At 38.2% G+C, this 19240-nt stretch carries 19 protein-coding genes; 8 read left to right on the top strand and 11 right to left on the bottom strand.

Annotated elements, in window-relative coordinates; genetic code table 11:
* Nucleotides 1-27: 27 nt before the first annotated feature.
* The 3 genes from HA632_RS13690 to panB form a co-directional block, all read right to left on the bottom strand.
* A complete protein-coding gene (locus HA632_RS13690) occupies nt 28-1362 on the bottom strand; it encodes a hypothetical protein (RefSeq protein WP_176307754.1) in 1335 nt (444 codons plus the stop codon).
* An 81-nt stretch (nt 1363-1443) separates the two neighbouring features.
* Nucleotides 1444-2136, bottom strand: a complete 693-nt coding sequence (locus tag HA632_RS13685; RefSeq protein ID WP_176307753.1) for an RluA family pseudouridine synthase — start codon at nt 2134-2136, stop codon at nt 1444-1446.
* Between the two features lie 10 nt (nt 2137-2146).
* Entirely contained in the window at nt 2147-2965 is an 819-nt protein-coding gene (gene panB / locus HA632_RS13680) for a 3-methyl-2-oxobutanoate hydroxymethyltransferase (RefSeq protein ID WP_176307752.1), read from the bottom strand.
* Between the two features lie 282 nt (nt 2966-3247).
* On the opposite strand from panB, the gene HA632_RS13675 reads away from it, so the two are divergent.
* The 4 genes from HA632_RS13675 to HA632_RS13660 all read left to right on the top strand — a co-directional run bounded on the left by HA632_RS13675 (nt 3248) and on the right by HA632_RS13660 (nt 5644).
* Nucleotides 3248-4411 (top strand): sigma-54 dependent transcriptional regulator, encoded by a 1164-nt coding sequence (locus HA632_RS13675; RefSeq protein WP_176307751.1) that lies wholly within the window; start codon nt 3248-3250, stop codon nt 4409-4411.
* A 67-nt stretch (nt 4412-4478) separates the two neighbouring features.
* Entirely contained in the window at nt 4479-5099 is a 621-nt protein-coding gene (locus HA632_RS13670; protein WP_176307750.1) for a DEAD/DEAH box helicase, read from the top strand.
* 28 nt (nt 5100-5127) lie between these two features.
* On the top strand, nt 5128-5343 hold the full coding sequence (locus HA632_RS13665) for a DUF2007 domain-containing protein (RefSeq protein ID WP_176307749.1): 216 nt from the start codon (nt 5128-5130) through the stop codon (nt 5341-5343).
* Nucleotide 5344: 1 nt separating this feature from the next.
* Nucleotides 5345-5644 (top strand): hypothetical protein, encoded by a 300-nt coding sequence (locus HA632_RS13660; RefSeq protein WP_176307748.1) that lies wholly within the window; start codon nt 5345-5347, stop codon nt 5642-5644.
* A 5-nt stretch (nt 5645-5649) separates the two neighbouring features.
* On the opposite strand, the gene HA632_RS13655 is transcribed toward HA632_RS13660, so the two are convergent.
* Nucleotides 5650-6885 carry an MFS transporter gene (locus HA632_RS13655; protein ID WP_176307747.1) on the bottom strand — a complete coding sequence of 412 codons (1236 nt, stop codon included), beginning with the start codon at nt 6883-6885 and terminating at the stop codon, nt 5650-5652.
* Nucleotides 6886-7100: 215 nt separating this feature from the next.
* On the opposite strand from HA632_RS13655, the gene HA632_RS13650 reads away from it, so the two are divergent.
* Nucleotides 7101-8735 carry an ABC-F family ATP-binding cassette domain-containing protein gene (locus HA632_RS13650; RefSeq protein ID WP_176307746.1) on the top strand — a complete coding sequence of 545 codons (1635 nt, stop codon included), beginning with the start codon at nt 7101-7103 and terminating at the stop codon, nt 8733-8735.
* A 74-nt stretch (nt 8736-8809) separates the two neighbouring features.
* Here HA632_RS13650 and HA632_RS13645 read toward each other — a convergent pair whose 3' ends face one another.
* The 4 genes from HA632_RS13645 to HA632_RS13630 form a co-directional block, all read right to left on the bottom strand.
* Entirely contained in the window at nt 8810-10990 is a 2181-nt protein-coding gene (locus HA632_RS13645) for a VWA domain-containing protein (RefSeq protein ID WP_176307745.1), read from the bottom strand.
* 29 nt (nt 10991-11019) lie between these two features.
* Entirely contained in the window at nt 11020-11910 is an 891-nt protein-coding gene (locus HA632_RS13640) for a hypothetical protein (protein WP_176307744.1), read from the bottom strand.
* 2 nt (nt 11911-11912) lie between these two features.
* Entirely contained in the window at nt 11913-12413 is a 501-nt protein-coding gene (locus HA632_RS13635; protein ID WP_176307743.1) for an RNA polymerase sigma factor, read from the bottom strand.
* 126 nt (nt 12414-12539) lie between these two features.
* A complete protein-coding gene (locus HA632_RS13630; RefSeq protein WP_176307742.1) occupies nt 12540-13364 on the bottom strand; it encodes a hypothetical protein in 825 nt (274 codons plus the stop codon).
* A gap of 161 nt (nt 13365-13525) precedes the next feature.
* Here HA632_RS13630 and HA632_RS13625 point away from each other — a divergent pair, with 161 nt between their 5' ends.
* Entirely contained in the window at nt 13526-14401 is an 876-nt protein-coding gene (locus HA632_RS13625; protein ID WP_176307741.1) for a PPK2 family polyphosphate kinase, read from the top strand.
* A gap of 46 nt (nt 14402-14447) precedes the next feature.
* Here the strand turns inward: HA632_RS13625 and HA632_RS13620 are convergent, their stop codons facing one another.
* The gene (locus HA632_RS13620; RefSeq protein WP_176307740.1) at nt 14448-14996 is read right to left on the bottom strand and encodes a hypothetical protein; all 549 of its coding nucleotides are present in this window, start codon (nt 14994-14996) and stop codon (nt 14448-14450) included.
* Between the two features lie 216 nt (nt 14997-15212).
* Between HA632_RS13620 and HA632_RS13615 the strand changes: the two genes are divergently transcribed.
* Both HA632_RS13615 and HA632_RS13610 read left to right on the top strand, forming a co-directional pair.
* Nucleotides 15213-16586, top strand: a complete 1374-nt coding sequence (locus tag HA632_RS13615; RefSeq protein WP_176307739.1) for an MATE family efflux transporter — start codon at nt 15213-15215, stop codon at nt 16584-16586.
* 62 nt (nt 16587-16648) lie between these two features.
* Nucleotides 16649-16876 carry a hypothetical protein gene (locus HA632_RS13610; RefSeq protein ID WP_176307738.1) on the top strand — a complete coding sequence of 76 codons (228 nt, stop codon included), beginning with the start codon at nt 16649-16651 and terminating at the stop codon, nt 16874-16876.
* Between the two features lies 1 nt (nt 16877).
* On the opposite strand, the gene HA632_RS13605 is transcribed toward HA632_RS13610, so the two are convergent.
* Entirely contained in the window at nt 16878-17522 is a 645-nt protein-coding gene (locus tag HA632_RS13605; RefSeq protein WP_176307737.1) for a response regulator transcription factor, read from the bottom strand.
* Nucleotide 17523: 1 nt separating this feature from the next.
* Nucleotides 17524-18846, bottom strand: coding sequence for a sensor histidine kinase (locus HA632_RS13600; protein WP_176307736.1), 1323 nt, complete (start codon nt 18844-18846; stop codon nt 17524-17526).
* Nucleotides 18847-19240 lie beyond the last annotated feature (394 nt).

Raw genomic sequence — 19240 nt, 5'->3', positions numbered from 1 at the left:
TTTTTAAAAGACAAATTCAATTTTTTATTATAGAAATGCCCAACGGAATCCGGTGTAAATATCGCCTTGTTTGCTGTCGCTAACCAAAGCAGTTACCAAAGAACTGGTTCCTAGATAAAAACCGCCTAATCGGAATCCTAAACCAACGTTAGTACCTGAAATCTCATTGAAAGTTACCGGCACATAAGTCTCAAAAAAACCTAAGTTTACTCTTGGGGTAATGCTGAAAATATTTGGCACCGTGATTTGGTCATTGTCGGAATCTTCATTGACTTTTTGTTGTAAATAAGCAGTTACATAAAATTTTGAAACCAATTTGAAATCGACATAAGTTGAAAGCACTGTGGGTAATTTGACTTTAAAATCGTTTTCTTGTGGCATCTCTGTTAAATAACCATTTTCTCTTAGAATGGTTTCTACATCGCCTAAATTTTCAACATCATCAAACAAACTTAAATCTAATGGGTCAGATTGAGGAATATTCAAAACATAATTAGTAGAGGCATTGTTATCATCTTTAAAAGTCATGGTACCAATGTTTCTGATGGCCAAACCGGCATTCAGTTTGTAGTCTTTGCCTTTTTTCCATTGGTAGTTAAAACCGATATCACCGGCAAAACCGTTCAATCCGCCAAAGATGGATTTGCTGTAATCGTCAAAATTGGTAAAACTATCCGCCAGATTCCCGGAATATGCGATATTTAAATTAGCCGGTGAATTGGTATGTAAGAATGCTCCAGTTAGGGTTTCATTAATTTCTCCATTTAAATTGCTTAAACCAAAGTTAGAATACGAGCCGGGAAATAATATTTTCAAAGTAACACCCGCGCTGAACTTGTGGTTGTCATTTTCAAAAAAGGTTCTCGCTGCCGACAAGCCCACTTCACCATAAGAAGTGCCACTCAATCTTTGATTGTTAGGGTTATTCAAAAGAGTTGTGTTCAAGATGATATTGTCATTGGTAATGGCATTTCCAATAGTCGGGTCAATATCAATCATATCAAACTTAGCATAGGCTTTAGTGGTAATGGCAAAACCCCATTTTTTCCAACGCATCGCAACACCGGGTCCCATAATTTCCGCATCAATGCGAGCGTTTACCGGACTAGAGCCTTGAAAGATTAAAGTTTCAAAGTCGGCATCAGACGAAATATCACTAAAAGCAATTTTGTTATTGGCCACATTAAAACTTAGTCCGTAAATATTAACCTCAAATTTTTTAGACAAATTGGCCAATTCAGCCGGATTGACATTGGCATTCAATATTCCCACTCGATTAGAAGTACTGATACCCGAAAAGTGGTCTTGGGCAAAAGCGTTGAGTCCGATTAATAGACTTGCAGTTAAAATGATTTTCTTCATGGTAAGATTGATTTAGGTTTACAACAGTTGGGTTTTTAAAAACCCTAATTAAAGTATAAACGTAAAAATAGTCATTTTAGTTTACAAAGCGTTCCAAATAACATCATTTGGTGTGGGCGCCATAATTTCAAGAGTTTCTTTGGTCACCGGATGTGTGAAAACCAATTTTCGGGCATGAAGATGGATACCGCCATCAGGATTGCTGCGGTCAAACCCATATTTCAAATCGCCTTTTATCGGGCAACCAATCGCCGACAATTGTGCTCTGATTTGGTGATGTCTTCCGGTGTGAAGATGGATTTCTAATGCAAAATAATTGTTGAGTTCTTTGATGATTTTATAATCTAAACTGGCTTTTTTGCTTTCCGGAACTTCTTTGAGATGTGCTTTGGAGGTATTGTTTTTTTCGTTTCTTTTTAAAAAATGAACAAGATTCTCTTCCGTTTTCGGTGGTTTGTTTTTCACTACAGCCCAATACGTTTTCTGTGTTTCTCGCTTGCTAAAAAGCTCGTTCAGCCGAGTCAAAGCCTTACTGGTTCTGGCAAAAACTACAATTCCGGTGGTTGGTCTGTCTAATCTATGAACCACGCCCAGAAAGACTTCTCCGGGTTTGTTGTACTTTTCTTTGAGGTATTCTTTTACAACTTCAGATAGCGGTTTGTCTCCGGTTTTGTCTCCTTGTACAATATCGCCAACACGTTTGTTCACCACGATGATGTGGTTGTCTTCGTGAAGAACCTGTAGATTATGTTTTGTAGAAATTTCTTTAGACATAAAAGTCTAATTAGTATTGCTCTGATTTATTTGGGAAATCCTGTGATTTCACATCACTTACATATTGTCCAATAGCTGTAGTCATACCTTCATACAAATTCATATAGCGTCTTAGAAATCTCGGACTGAATTCATTGTTCATCCCAAGCATGTCGTGAATCACCAAAACCTGTCCGTCAACGCCACCGCCGGCTCCAATTCCGATTACCGGAATCGAAATCGTTTTGGCTACTTTCTCCGCCAATGACGCCGGAATTTTTTCCAACACCAAAGCGAAACAGCCTAGTTTTTCTAACAATTTGGCATCTTCAATTAATTGTTCCGCTTCGGCTTCTTCTTTGGCACGAACCGTGTAAGTCCCGAATTTGTAAATCGATTGAGGCGTTAGTCCCAAGTGTCCCATCACCGGAATTCCGGCATTCAAAATGCGTTTGATGCTTTCCTTGATTTCGCTTCCACCTTCCAGTTTTACGGCATGACCGCCACTTTCTTTCATGATTCTAATGGCAGAACGTAAGGCTTCTTTTGGGTCCGATTGGTAACTTCCGAATGGCAAATCAACTACCACCAAAGCCCTATCAATCGCTCTTACAACAGAGGAAGCGTGGTAAATCATTTGGTCCAAAGTAATCGGCAAAGTCGTTTCGTGACCGGCCATCACATTACTGGCAGAATCGCCTACCAAAATTACGTCAACACCAGCTGTATCAACAATCTTCGCCATAGTATAATCATAAGCGGTCAGCATCGATATTTTCTCGCCGTTGGCTTTCATGTCAAAAAGTGACTTGGTCGTAATTCTTTTGTAATCTTTTTTTGCTGTAGACATAGTGATTCGTTTTGGAGCTGTAAAAGTATTAAATCTATTTTTGATGCAACAAAATTAAGTCGGTTAATGTGATTTTATACTACTTTTGTCAAAACTGATTCGGAGCGAGCGGCTTGGGCCAAGAATAAACCCTATTCCTGCTTTCCGTTGCAATCTTTTTTGCCTCACCTCGGGTTAAACCCAAGGCAAAACAAAAAAGGATTTTCACTTCAATCAGGGCTAAAAAGGCAACCATGAATTGCCCAAATAAACGAATAACCAAATAACCGAAGCAACTAAAATATGCCCAAAATATTAATCATCGAAGACGAAGCTACCATCAGAAGAGTATTGATCAAAATACTATCTGAAGAAAGCGATACTTATACCGTCGAAGAAGCCGAAGACGGAAAACAAGGTTTTGAAAAAATTAAAAATGAGGATTACGACTTGGTGTTGTGCGACATCAAAATGCCTAAAATGAGCGGTGAAGAACTACTCGAAGCCGTAAAAAAAATCAAACCCGAAATCCCGATGGTCATGATTTCAGGTCACGGCGATTTAGAAACAGCTGTAAACACGATGCGTCTGGGCGCTTTTGATTACATTTCCAAACCACCGGATTTGAATCGATTACTGAATACCGTTCGCAATGCTTTAGACAAAAAGCAACTGGTCGTAGAAAATAAAATCCTAAAGAAAAAAGTTTCCAAAAACTATGAAATCATTGGCGAAAGCGAACCTATCAACCAAATCAAACAAATGGTTGACAAAGTCGCTCAAACGGATGCCAGAGTTTTAATCACCGGACCAAACGGCACCGGAAAAGAATTGGTGGCCCATCAATTGCACGAAAAAAGCGAAAGAGCTAATGCCCCGATGATTGAAGTCAACTGTGCTGCCATTCCATCTGAATTAATTGAAAGTGAATTGTTTGGTCACGTCAAAGGAGCATTTACTTCAGCGGTAAAAGACCGCGCCGGAAAATTCGAAGCGGCCGATGGTGGAACGATTTTCTTGGATGAAATCGGGGACATGAGTTTGTCTGCACAAGCCAAAGTATTGCGTGCGCTACAAGAAAGTTTGATTCAAAGAGTCGGCGCCGACAAAGACATTAAAATCAATGTACGTGTGGTAGCGGCAACCAACAAAGATTTGAAAAAAGAAATCGCAGAAGGTCGTTTCCGTGAAGATTTATACCATCGTTTGGCGGTCATTTTAATCAAAGTACCTTCGCTAAACGAAAGACGTGATGACATCCCGTTATTGATAGAACATTTTGCCGTGAAAATTGCCGAAGAACAAGGTAATGCGCCAAAATCTTTCTCCAAAGACGCGGTCAAATTATTGCAAGAATACGACTGGACCGGAAATATTCGTGAACTAAGAAACGTAGTCGAACGTCTGATTATTTTGGGCGGAAATGAAATTTCTGAAACCGATGTGAAACTGTTTGCCAGCAAATAAAGAGATAAGGGAATAGGGATAAGGCAAAAGTCTAATCCCTTATCCCTTTTAACTTATCCCTTAAAAAATGAACCTAAAAAAAATACACCCACAACTCCAACAAGCACTCATCGAACACGGTTTGACCGAAGCTAATGAGATGCAGCAGGAAACTTTTTCCACCATCAAAAGCGGTGCCGATGCCGTGATTCAATCGCCGCCAGGAACCGGAAAAACTACAACTATTGTTTTGAATGTCATTCAGCGCATGGAAAAATCCATCGGAGAAAGTACCCGAGTTTTGATTTTGGTAGAAAACAAAGAACGCGTTTTGGAAATGGAAGAAATGTTTCTCAAATACGGCACTTACCACGATTTGAGTATTCTTGGCGTACATGACAAAGGCGATATCGATTATGATAAAAATGTCATATCTATGGGCTTAGACATTCTTATCGGAACGCCCAATAAAATTAATGCGATGTTTTCTTCGGCCGGATTTAATATCAACACCATCAAAATGTTTGTAGTTGATGATGCTGAGGTTTTGTTCAGAAACCGAATGGATGCCGTCGTTTTGAGATTGTCCAACAGCATCGAGAAAACCCAACGGTTGTTCTTTTGCTCCCAAATCACAGAAAGGGTAGAAGTACTGGCGGATAAAGTCATGATTGAACCGACTTTCTTCGAAATAGAGGAAGAAGACTAATTCACAATTTATAATTTACAATTCAAAAATGGGACTTATCAAAATATTTTCAGGAGAAGAGATTCTCGCGGTTACTTTAAAAGAAAAACTCGAAGAAGCCGATATTAATGTGGTGATTCGCGATAACAATCAGGCGAATGTATTGCCGAGTATCCAAACTTCAAAACCGGTCGAATTATTTATTCAAGAGATTGATTACGGCAAAGCCAATCCGGTGATTGAAGCGTTTCGTTTGAGTATTTAAATTGAGAAAAGCGGTTGAAATACTACTCTTTCTTTTGGTCGTTTTGGTCTTCGACCGTTTTTTGTTTTTGCCCGGAAGAATGAATGGTACTTGGGAATACCAAACGGGAACCAACATCGGAGATTCCATCTCCTTTGAAAACATCGATATCGTCAATAATTTTGAAGTAAAAATCAGTACCAGTAGAAAATTAGATTCTTTCTATTTGTTGGGCTGCTATTTCGGAACCTTGTATTTGTTGGATAAAGACACGATGGAATACACTGTTTATGAAAAGTACAAACCACTTGGCATTGAATAACCTCACTATTTGAAAATCTTCAAGCGAGTCACCAACAACGAAATCAACACCCCAAAAACACCTATTATCGCAAACGAATATTTCAAACTCGTCAATTCGGCGATAAAACCAATCAGTGGTGGCCCAATTAAAAATCCTAAGAAACTGATACTCGTTACGATCGTTAAGGCGATACCGGTTGGGACATTTTCGTTGTTACCGGCTACGTTAAAAATAATCGGCACCACATTGGAAACACCAAATCCCACCAACATAAAAGCTATCGTACACGGAATCAAATAAGGCAATAAAACCGCCATATACAAACCACTCGAAATCACCAAACCGCTGACGATAAGGACTTTTTTGGCTCCGTATTTCGCTACTAGAAAATCACTCAAAAATCGGCCTGACGCCATACTGATCATAAACGTAGTATAACCCAAAACGACCAAAGCACCCGGCGCTTTTATAATTTCTTTGAAATACACACCACTCCAATCAAACATAATGCCTTCGCTGGCCATACCGCAAAAACAGATTACGCCCAACCACAACAAGGTTTTATCCGGATTTTTCCAAAAGGAATAATTTGATTTTTCGGTTCCTTGCTTTGATTTTGCTTTCAGAATGTACTTGGCATTGAGTAAAATAATAGCAATCACTATAGCTAAAGCAAAGCCAAAATGTTGTAGCGGACTCATGTTAAAAGCCAACATCACCAATCCCATTAAAGCACCACTGAATCCGGCCAAACTCCACGAACCGTGAAACGAACCCATGATAGGTTTGTCAAATAATTGTTGGGTATAAACGCCTTGGGTATTGACAGCTATGTTGCAAAAATTCCCAAACAAACCAAACAAGAACAAAGCCACAGCCAAATGCCACTTTTCGGAGGATACCCCAATGAGCGGCAAACAAGCAGCATACAAAAACAACCCTAAAAAAGTAATGTTTCTACTGCCGTATTTGGTGACCACTTTTCCCGAAAACGGCATCGCAAATAGTTGTCCAATCGGTATCGCGAATAGTAAAGTACCCAATGCAGCTTCGCTCAATTGTAAAGTTGACTTGATATCCGGAATGCGACTCGCCCATGTGGAGAAACAAAAACCCATACCAAAGAAAAACAGCGAAGTAGCCCATCGAACTCTGTTGAGGTACGATTTTTTAGTTTTTTTAAAACCCTTTTTGATTTTGGCTTTGGGTAAAATTTTACTCAGAAAACTATAGTCGAATAACGGCATAGTTGAAATCATTGGTTACACTTAACAAAAATACACATTAAGTTTTGTCAGACTTCGTTTCTAACGAATTACAACGTTATTGTTATTAAGTTTTTGAAAGCGGTTAGCGGTTAGCATAAATCCTTTTAAATTGCTTCCTTTTCAAATTGCCTCATTCTCAAATTAAACTATCTTTGCCGCTTCAAAATCTAAGAAGTATAACAATCTAAGAAGTCTAATAATCTAATATGATTACAGTTAACGACATAGCCGTTGAATTTGGCGGCACTACTTTATTCAGCGAGGTAACTTTCGCCATCAATGAAACCGATAAAATTGCCTTGATGGGTAAAAACGGCGCCGGTAAATCTACTCTTTTAAAAATTGTAGCCGGTGAAAACAAACCCACTCGCGGAAACATTTCTGCTCCGAAAGAAGCCGTGATTGCCTATTTGCCACAGCATTTATTGTCAGCCAATGATTGTACGGTAATGGAAGAAGCATCGAAAGCTTTTGCCGAGGTTTTCAAAATGAAAGCCGAAATTGACGAAATCAATGAACAATTAACCATTCGTACCGATTACGAAAGCGATGAGTACATGAAATTGATTGAACGCGTTTCGGAGTTAAGCGAAAAATATTATTCGATTGAAGAAGTCAACTATGAAGCCGAAGTCGAAAAGGTACTGAAAGGATTAGGTTTTGAAAGAGAAGATTTTAATCGATCAACATCTGAGTTTTCCGGAGGTTGGAGAATGCGTATCGAGTTGGCTAAAATCCTTTTGAAACAACCCGATTTGATTTTGCTCGATGAGCCGACAAACCACTTGGACATGGACAGTATTCAATGGTTGGAAGATTTCTTAATCAATCAGGCGAAAGCGGTTATGGTGATTTCCCACGACAGGGCTTTTGTAGACAATATCACCAATCGTACTATTGAGGTGACGATGGGCAGAATTTACGATTACAAAGCCAAGTATTCTCATTATTTAGAATTGAGAAAAGACCGTCGTGTGCACCAACAAAAAGCTTATGACGAGCAGCAGAAATTCATAGCCGACAATCAAGCGTTTATTGAGCGTTTCCGAGGAACTTTTTCAAAAACAGATGCGGTGCAATCACGCGTTAGAATGTTGGAAAAGATTGTGCCGATTGAAGTAGATGAAATCGATAACTCGGCCTTAAAGTTGAAGTTTCCTCCTTCGGTTCGTTCCGGTCAATATCCGGTAATCGTTTGCGATTTGGAGAAATCTTATGGTGACAAATTGATTTTTAAAGATGCCAATATGGTCATTGAACGCGGTCAAAAAGTAGCTTTCGTGGGGAAAAACGGAGAAGGAAAATCGACCATGATCAAAGCCATCATGAAGGAAATCGAAATTAATGGCGGTAGCGTTGAGGTGGGACACAATTGTCAAATTGGATATTTTGCCCAAAACCAAGCGGCATTATTAGATGAGAATGCTACTATTTTTGAAACCATTGACAATATTGCGGTAGGCGAAGTGAGAACCCAAATCAAAAACATTTTAGGGGCATTTATGTTCCATGGCGATGATATTCAGAAGAAAGTTAAAGTGCTTTCGGGTGGCGAAAAAACGCGTTTGGCCATGATCAAATTGTTATTGGAACCGGTTAACTTACTGATTCTCGATGAGCCTTCGAATCACTTAGATATGAAAACCAAAGACATCATCAAAGACGCCTTGAAAGACTTTGACGGAACGTTGATTTTAGTATCACACGACCGTGATTTCTTAGACGGTTTGGCCGAAAAAGTATTTGAATTCGGGAACAAAAGAGTGAAAGAACATTTTGAAGACATCAAAGGGTTCTTGGCGCACAAAAAAATGGAAAGTTTACGCGAGATAGAGAAGTAGCAAGACAAACAAAACCCGTCTAATTCAAAAGAACTTGACGGGTTTACCAACATTAATCAAATCACCCAAAAAATTTAATTGACCGCTTCCACTAGGCGAATAAACTCGGCTTTGTAACCGTCTTCATCAAAGGCCAAGCCTTCGCGCGCTAATTTTTTAATATCAGAAGAAGATTTGTTGGTCACCAATTTGGAATCTCTTAATTTCAATCCAAACCAAGCTACTGCGGTGCTGAATTTGAATCCGTTCGAAGCGCTGTCTAAAGCATTAACCTTATTATCAATCACCTGAACCATTTCGATACTTTTACTGCCATCGGGTTTTTTGTAGCGGAATTTTATGGTAGCTAATTCATCATTGAATTTGGTTTTTGAAGGTTCAACTTTGGTGTATTTCAACGCATCAGTATCCACAAAGAAATCGCTTTTGGTGTTGGTTGGAATGATTTCGTATAGCGCGGTAACTGTATGTCCGCTGCCCAATTCTCCTGCATCAATGGCATCATTTTTAAAGTCTTCCGGACGCAATTTTCGGTTTTCGTAACCAATCAAACGATACGCTTTTACATGAGTCGGATTGAACTCGATTTGGATTTTAACATCTTTTGCGATAGCAAACATCGACCCTTTGAATTCTTTGCCTAAAAAGCGATTGGCTTCCTGAATGTTGTCGATATAGGCATAATTACCGTTGCCTTTGTCAGCCAATGTTTCTAACTTGCTGTCTTTGTAATTGCCCATGCCATAGCCCAAACAAGTTAAGAAAACACCCGATTTTCTTTTCTCCTCAATTAAGGTTTTCATATCAGAATCTGAAGAGGCGCCTACATTAAAATCACCATCGGTGGCCAAGATTACTCGGTTGTTTCCGCCTTTGATGAAATTTTCCTCAGCCGTTTTGTAGGCCAGTTGAATTCCCGCACCACCGGCAGTACTTCCACCGGATTGCAATTGGTCTAAAGCGTCAATGATGGTTTTTTTCTCTTTTCCTGAAGTTGGCGGTAACACCAAACCTGCCGCACCGGCATAAACTACTATGGCAATTTTATCATCAGCTCTCAATTGGGCTACCAAAACTTTGAAAGATTCCTTCAACAGTGGCAATTTGTTCATGTCAGCCATCGAACCTGAAACATCAATGAGGAAAACCAAATTAGAAGCAGGCAAATTATCAGTGGCGATGTCTTTACCTTGTAAACCGATGCGAACCAATTTATTGTCTTTATTCCAAGGACACTCACTGTATTCGGTATTAATTGAAAACGGATGTTCACCTGTAGGTTGCGGGTATTGGTATTTGAAAAAATTAACCATTTCTTCCACACGAACCGCATCTTTCGGAACCGCTTGTCCGTTATTGATAAAGCGACGCACATTGGTGTAAGAAGCATTGTCTACATCAATAGAAAATGTCGACAGCGGAGCCGATTTCGGACTTTCAAAAGCGTTTTCTACAAAGCTTTCGTAGTCCTCATTGTTGGGTTCAATAACTATTGGTGTAGTAGTTTTGTCGATTTCTTTAATTCTTTTTTGCATTTCAGATTTCGATAAATTTTGTTGTACTCCGGTTTTGGTTTGTATCACGATTGCACCATTAGAAGCGCTGTTGCCATATAGCGAAGTCGCTGCAGTGTCTTTTAATACGTTAACTGTATTTATGTCATTCGGATTGATACTTTTAAATTCTTCTTCTTTCATTGGAACGCCGTCAACAATGTACAAAGGTTTTGTGTTGGTTTTAAGTGATGAATTACCACGAATTACAACTTTAGTTGCACCCGGAGTTCCTGAACTATGGTTGATTTGTACTCCGGCAACTTTGCCTTGTAAGGATTGGGTAACATTGGCATTTGAAAGATTAGACCTTGTTTGTGCCACTGTTGATTTTCTTTTCCGACTGTAGCCTTGAGCAACCACAACTACTTCGCTTAAAGTGGCTGAATCATCTTCCATTTTTACATTAATGGTGTTGGAATTGTCCACTTTTACTTCTTGTGTTTTCATACCAATGTATTGGAAGACCAATGATTCGCCTTTTTGAGCCATTATGGAATACTTGCCATCAAAATCGGTTTGTGTTGCACGAGTAGTTCCTTTGACTAAAACATTGACTCCGGGAAGCGGACCAATGCGGTCACTTACGATACCGGTAATTGTTTTTTGCTTCGCCAATTCGCTTGTGCTCGGTTCTTGTCCGAAGGATAGGAAAGTGATAAGCATAGCAATGCCTAATGAAAAGATTTTTACATTTTTCATGACGTTAAATTTTAAAAGGTTAGACTGATTTATTTGTGTTTTTTGGCAGCCGGTTTTCCGTTTTTAGTCGAGATGATTACGACGCCTTTTTTGCCTTTTTCACCATAAATGGAAGTCGCTTTTTCCTTCTGCAGTATGGAAATAGAATCGATTTCTTGTTCATTTAACGGTGTGTAAGGACTGGTTGGGTTGGGTCCGAATAATTCTTGTTCGGTGTATTCCACCCCATTAATGATATAGAGAGGATCGGGAAGTTCAACGATAGATTCAATTTCTTCCATTTCTACTTCTTTCACGCTTTGTTTATTGTTTACTTTGTCATCAAAAACCAGCAGTGGCTTTTCTTTTTTGGCATTGGACACTTTGTTTTCTTTGGCGATAAAAAGTTCCATGTCTTTTGATTTTTCTGCTGCAGCTTCAAATTTATTGCTCTTTACATAGCCATAATTGCTTACCGAAGCCACATTGGAAAATGATTTGACTCTTTTGGATACAGTGTCATTGCTGCTGATTTCTTCCGTTTTGGGCGGTTCTATTACGGCCAGGTCTGTTTGAGAAATCATTTGTTTTTCCAAAATTTGTTCGGCCTCTTCTTTAATCGCCGGATTAACGGTTTCTGCTGAAACTACGGCGTTGTTAGTTGGGGTTGTTGTTTTTTGAATAGAATCTTTTTGGACAATAATGTCATTGGTATTAATCGTTGGTTGGTCTCCTTTTAAAAATTGATATCCAATCGAAATTCCTAATAAGATTGAAGCAGCCACAGCCCATTTTTTCCAAAGCACTGTTTCTTGTTTCAACTCCTTTTTATCGAGTTTTTCCTCAACGCGGTTCCAGACTTTCTCCATCGAAGCAAAGTCGGGCGACTCGGCGTTGTCGGCGGCTTTTTTAAATTGGTTAAAAATATCTTGATTTTCCATGATTACTTTGCTTTTTGATAATAAAGATTGTTGACTAAATCTTTTAATTTGGTCTTCGCGACATTCAATTGTGATTTCGAAGTGCCTTCCGAGATATTGAGCATGGCTGCAATTTCTTTGTGACCGTAGCCTTCAATAACAAAAAGGTTGAAAATGGTTTTGCAACCTTCGGGAATCAAGTTGAGCAAGTTGAGTAAATCTTCTTCTTCTAATGGCGTTTCTTGTGGACTTTGAGGTTGAATGCTAAACGAAGTTTCTTCCAAATACAAATTGAAATTTACATTGCGTTTCAATTGCAGCAAACATTGGTTTACCGTTATTTTTCGTGCCCAAGCTTCAAATGCGCCTACTTCTTTCAACTGATCCAATTTGGTGAAAATGGTGTAAAAAGCATCGGCCAATACTTCTTCAATTTCTTCTTCCTTTTTTAAATAGCGTTTGCATGTTCGGTACAGCTTAGGTGACAAGTAGTCGTATACTTGCCGCTGCGCTTCACGTTGCATTTTTTTACAGGCTGATATGAGTGTCTCGTTGATCAAAATGAATGTCTTTATAGGTAAAGAGTACTATTGGTTTAAAAAGGTTGGGAAGAGGTGAAAAAAAAGTTGGCAGTGTTCAGTGTTCAGTAATCAGTTGTCTAAAACTAATTTATAAATATTTGACTCTAACAATTCCGAATCCGTGTCTTCGCAAAGTAAAAACTCCATTTCTTTTTCGGATTGTTTGTATAATGTCAAGCCTTCAAATTTATGGGTACTTGAAATTTGTTGGGTAAATTCGACTTTTAGAGTTTTTAAATCCATGCGTCCAATGATGCTTCCTAAAACTTCGCCGTCGAGGTAAGTTGACTCGGTATCCTCGGCTGAAGCTAAAAAGTAAATCTTATCTTCTACTAAAATTGCGTCGGTGAAAGTAGCGGCTACATTTTTTATTTTAGGCAAATCGATTGGCACATATTTGAATTGTTGATTTTGCGGTGTGTCTTTGCTGAAAATTATGGCATTTTTGCCTTTAGTACCATTGCCTCTTTGGAAGAAATAAATATGGTCTTGGTTCATGACTAAGCCTTCAATATTCAACTCATCGTCTGCAATGGCAAACTCTTGTTTGATTTTTTGATAGAGGCCGCCAATGTTGTTTTTTTGAATTTTTCCGGTTGGAATGGCATAATTGAAAATCAGATTTCGGTTTTCGGTTGAGCCTGAACCCAAAAGCACTAAGTCAGTTCCTTTCAAAGCGATGGCTTCAAAATCGGGTTTGTCTTTTTTAGCGATGTTGTCTTGGGCGTTTTCTGTTAAAGCTATCTTGTTGAGTTTCTCGGTTGGAATATTGTATTCGTATAGAAAAGTACTGCTGTCTGAAATGATAAAAAGTTTGTCATCATGATACACCAATCCTGAAGCCGAACCAATGCCGATGATTTTAAAGAGTAGCGAAAGTTGAAATTTTTCCATAAGTTAGCGTAAGTAATTAGCCCGGATAGGAGTGGCATCCTTTTTATTGCTTAACGAAAAGCCCTTCGACTGCGCTCAGGGTGACAAAGCAATAAAAAGATATAACGGATAGCCGGAAATAGCTTCTCAAAAATAATACATTTAACAGATAAAACTTTGTTATGAAAAATATAAATCCCGAAAATTTTAGAGTGAAAGGCAAAATTGAGTTGTCAAAATTACCGACTCGATTGGACATAGATACGGATAAAGAAGAAGAAGCATTGGCTTTGGATAAGGTTCAAGTCAAGCTCAGCAAAAAGCAAGATGCGATGTATGCGCACAACCGACATGCGTTTTTGATTTGTCTGCAAGGCATGGATACCAGCGGTAAAGACAGTTTGATACGCGAAGTGTTTAAAGAATTCAATCCGCGTGGCGTGGTCATTCACAGTTTTAAAACACCGAATTCAACCGAGTTGGAGCACGATTATTTGTGGCGCCATTATTTGGCTTTGCCCGAAAAAGGGAAGTTTGCGGTGTTTAACCGTACGCATTATGAAAACGTTTTGGTGACACGCGTGCATCCGGAATATATTTTATTTGAAAATTTACCCGGCATTGAGAAAGTAGAAGACATTACACCTCATTTTTGGGCCAACCGCATGGAGCAAATTAATAATTTCGAAAAACACATTGCGCAAAACGGTACAACGGTTTTGAAGTTTTATTTCCACATGAGTAAAGAAGAGCAGAGACAGCGTTTGTTGAAGCGTTTGGAAAATCCCGAGGATAATTGGAAATTCTCGACCGGCGATTTAAAAGAACGCGAACGTTGGGATGATTATATGCGTTATTACGAAGAAGCCATCAACAACACCAATACCGATTACGCGCCTTGGTATGTGGTTCCGGCGGATGATAAAGGCGTGGCGCGTTATATTGTAGCGCAAACCATTTGGGAAGCTCTGGAAAAACTGACGGATATCACCGAACCCGAATTAGACCCAAAAGTAAAAGCCAATATCGACCTTTACCGAGAGCAATTAAAAGGATAAAAAAAGGCGCTGAATTTCAGCGCCTTTTTGTAGAAGAATAATTGATTTACAGTTCGAAACCGTATGCCAAACGAACGCCCAATTGACCAATTCCTTTTCCAACCGTTCCGTTGTTATTGAGTTTCGGGAAATCAGTGTAATGTTCGTAACGCAAACTAATATCAATATATTTGGTAGCATAACCGATACTTGGAGCAATTAATAAAGAAGTTTTGTCATAATCATTGGTTACAGCTATGGCAGCTCCAACTTCTCCCATTACATAAAATTGGTCGTTCCAAATGAATGCTTTGAAACCGGCTTTTACCGGAATAAATCCTAAGTCATTGTCATCACCGCTTACAAAAAGGTTAGAGAAACCGGTCGTTAAGGTTAAAGAGTTTCTTTTTGACAAATCATATTGCAGTCTGGCATCTACGCCAAGCGCCAATTTATAAGGTTCTTGAAAAACATAACCACCGCTGATTCCGATACCCAATTTGAATTTTTGATCGTAGTTTTCTGTAGGCGTAGTCTCTTGTGCAATAGTTCTAGTAGCTGAACCTAAAGTCATTGCTAAAACCAATAGCATTTTAATCGTAGTTGAAATTTTCATAAATGTTTAATTTTTGTTTTTGTCTTAGTTTGAAAACCATAAGTGGCATCAATTTGACGGTGCAAAAGTATTGGTATCGGCAACCGACTTTGTTATACATTTATGGTTGTTTGTTACATAATTCTTTACTTCTTATCTGCTGTTGTCATTATTAAATAAAAGTTTATTGCTTTATTTCAGTTAACCTAAGTACTTTTGCAGTCAAATTTTTTCAAAGTGAATTTAGCACAATACACCAAAGAGTTCCGATACAATCTCCAATTGGCCTATCCTGTTATTTTGGGTATGATTGGTCATACCTTAGTGGGAATAGTGGACAATATCATGGTAGGAAAAATAGGTCCGACAGAATTGGCTGCTGTTTCTTTGGGCAACAGTTTTGTTTTTATTGCGATGTCGCTTGGAATTGGTTTTTCAACCGCCATTACGCCATTGGTCGCCGAAGCGCATGGAAAATCAAATCGAGAAGAAGGCCGATTGGCCTTTCACCATGGACTGTATTTGTGCACTATTTTAGGGTTGTTTCTCTTTGGCATCATCTTTTTTTCGAAGCCGCTTTTGTCTTTTATGGGTCAACCTGAGCCGGTAGTTCAATTGGCGAAACCTTATTTGGACATCGTTGGTTTTTCATTAGTTCCGTTGATTGTCTTTCAGGCTTACAAGCAATTTGCCGACGGAATGAGCCAAACCAAATATTCGATGTGGGCGACTATTGTTGGAAATGTAGCCAATGTAATTATCAATTATTTATTGATCTACGGAATTTGGTTTTTCCCAAAATTAGGCATTATTGGTGCAGCTATTGGTACCATTGCTTCCCGAATTATCATGTTGGTTTTTATGCACTATATCATGAAAAGCAAGACCAAGTTTCATTATTATTTTGAAGGTTTTACGTTAAAGGAAATCAAGAAAGAAATCAATATTAAAATCATTCGTTTAGGCTTTCCTTCTTCGATGCAGATGTTTTTTGAAGTGGCTTTGTTCACCGGAGCCATTTGGTTGTGCGGAATGATCGGTACGACAAGTCAAGCAGCTAATCAAATCGCGTTGAGTTTAGCATCATTGACCTTTATGTTTGCCATGGGATTGAGTGTTACCGGAATGATAAGAGTAGGAAACCAAAAAGGCAAGCAAGATTATGTGATGTTAAGAAGAGTCGGGTTGTCGATTTTTCTTTTGACCGTTTTGTTGGAAATTGTATTTGCCTTATTGTTCATCTTGTTGCACAATGTCTTGCCGTATATTTTTGTCAATATGAATGAAGCAAAGACTTTGGTAGAGAACCAAGAAGTAATTACGATTTCGGCGCAATTGCTCATTGTAGCGGCATTTTTCCAAATATCAGACGGAATTCAAGTCGTGGTTCTTGGTGCGTTACGCGGTTTGCAAGACGTTAAGATTCCGATGTACATTACCTTTGTAGCCTATTGGATTATCGGTTTTCCGGTTTCTATTTATTTAGGATTGTATACGGATATGAAAGCCGTTGGCGTTTGGATAGGATTATTAGCCGGATTGACAGCTGCCGCAATATTTTTGTATATTCGTTTTAATATTTTAACCAAGAAGTTATTGATACAAAACTAGCTCCGCTCAGTTAGCCTACGGCTCGTGTCATAATTTATAACTCATAATTTATAACTCAAAAAATGGAATTACCAAAATTCGTACTCGCAGATAACTCAGATTACCCGGATGATATTTTTGTCATTCACCTCGATTTTCCTCGATTTATCATCAATTTAAAAGACGATGAAGTTGAGTTTATGGAAGATTTAGAAGGTGAAGACGAAACCGAATTAGAAGCCGAAATGGAGCATTTAATTACCCTTGCCGGCGAATTCTACGACAAAGAAATGGAAGCCTACGAAGAGTAGGTTATTGATCGTAACCGTTTTTGATGGCATAAACGGCTAAACCTACACGGCTTTTCAAATTTAACTTTTCAAAGAGATTGTCTCGGTAGCTTTCGACCGTTCTCGGACTGCAAAACATCAGTTCTGCTATTTCTTTATAGCTTTTTTCGGTGATGGTGTATTTGAGAAACTCTTTTTCTCTTTCGGTGAGTTTGGATAAAGCACTGTTGGTGTTCTTATTGATGCTTGAAAAAATAATTTTCGAGGCCCATTCAGGATAGTAAAAACCGTTTTCAACTAATTTTAGAAGTGCCGCTTCCAATTCTCGCGGATGAGAGTTCTTTAACAGGTAACTTTTGGCCCCGTTTTTTACCATTTTTACCACACTTTGTTCGTCATTTTGCATACTCAATACCATTACCAATATTTCGGGATGGTTTTTTTGCAACCAATCGGCCGTTTCAAAACCGTCCATGACCGGCATACTGATATCGAGCAAAACAATATCAGGCACGCTGCCATGAGAATGAATCTTATCGATTAATTCTTGCCCATTTTCGCATTCACAGATGGTTTCAAAATTTTCAAAATTGGCTATGATTCCTTTGATGGCCTGAGCTATCAAAATATGGTCATCGACTATGGCAATGGTTTTTTTAACTCCCATATTACAGACGTATTATTAATTGTGTGCCATTACTTTGGCTGCTTTTTAATTCCATTTTGCCTCCAATAATTGCAGTTCTTTTTTTCATATTGGCAATGCCCTGACCGGACGAAATAGACTCTGTATTAAAACCTATTCCATCATCTTTCAAAGATAAAACGATATTGTTCTCATTGGAAAGTAATTCCACAAAAATGTTTTGGCATTTTGAATGCTTGATGCTGTTGTTTATAAATTCTTGCACAATTCTAATCAAGATAGATTTTTCCTGGTATTTTAAATTAATTTTAAGTGAATTGGAGCTGTAAATGACATTGCATTTTTTAAGGGACTTAATTTTTTGACATTCTTTTTCAATCAATTGGCTGATGGTATTGGCATCAATGGCGTTGTCGATTAACGATTTTGAAAGTTCTCGCAACTCAGCTATAGATTCATTGATGATGGCGCTGATGTTCTCTATAGTATTGTTGACGTGAGGCGCTTTGTTTTCAAATTCCAATTGTTGGGTATACAAACTGGCCAGGGTTAATTTTTGTCCGATGTTGTCATGTATTTCCCGACCGATGTGTTCAATAGTTTCTTGCTGTATTTCTTTTTGGGTGGTGAATAATTCTTGCTTGTGTGCTAAAGCCGTGATTTCTTTTTCCCTTTCGATACTGAAGTACTTATGGATAATCGCTCCTACAAAGCATAAGTTTTCTAAAAAATAGCCATAACAGAGATAGTCAAACCCCGTATATTTACTGTAACCGCTACTGCTGACACTATCCCATAAAGCCAAAAATCCGCTAATAAAAACAAAGCTTACCGCGGCAAATAAGTAGCGGAAGAACATTTTATCTAAATTTTTAAACAAATGATAATAAAACAGCACGGAAAGAACCAATATGATGACTCGAGTGATTAAAAAATAGACAAAATCCCTGCTGACAAATTTGGGGAAAATCGCCAGTACAAGCAGGTAAACTATGGTGAAGTATAAAAAAGTTTTGTAAATATTTTGGAGCTTTTTAAACTTAGCATCTTCCATGACCATGGCGAAGTAAACAAACCCACAAAAGAAAAAGTGACTCAAGACCTGCAATATGTCTACGGCCAAATTCAAAATCAATCGTTCGTCTGATTTTTTAGGAAAATCACCGGTGTTTTTGATGTAAACTAAAACAACAAAAGCCACGATGACCAAGAGATATAAGCCGTAAAACTTATAAATTCGAGAAGAAAAGTAACTGTTTAAAAAGGTAGTGATTACTCCGGCTAAGCTTAAAAAACCAATGGTATAAAAACAAAGTTCAATAAAAAAAATATCATTTTTCAGCATAGTTTGGCTTAGTTAATTTTAGTATTGGCATAAAGCATGAAAACCATGCGGGCTTAACTTTGCGGAATTATAAAGAAACAATTACTTTTTTAGATAAATCTCCGTTGGTCATCCCTTTTTTTATCCGTCAAACGACGGTAATTTTATCGTTAATCAAACATACTAAATATAGTTTTTTGCTCATAGAAATATCTTCAAAATTGCTTCAAATTTGACTTAGTTAGTCAAGAGAGAATTGAGATACTCAATAATAGTAAAATTATGCTTTGGATTTTGAAAGTTAAAGTATGATTGTTATGAGTGTTAATAGGAAAGTTGCAACTGAATATTGTGGTAATTTGAGTTGTTCAACAAAACCATGAGGCAAAACCTTGTGGTTTTTTTGTGTTTACTG

Origin of the sequence: Flavobacterium sp. J49 (genome assembly GCF_011742145.1) — a bacterium.
GTDB lineage: Bacteria > Bacteroidota > Bacteroidia > Flavobacteriales > Flavobacteriaceae > Flavobacterium.
The sequence above is the reverse complement of the archived record's forward strand: the minus strand, read 5'-3'. Positions and strand labels throughout refer to the sequence as shown.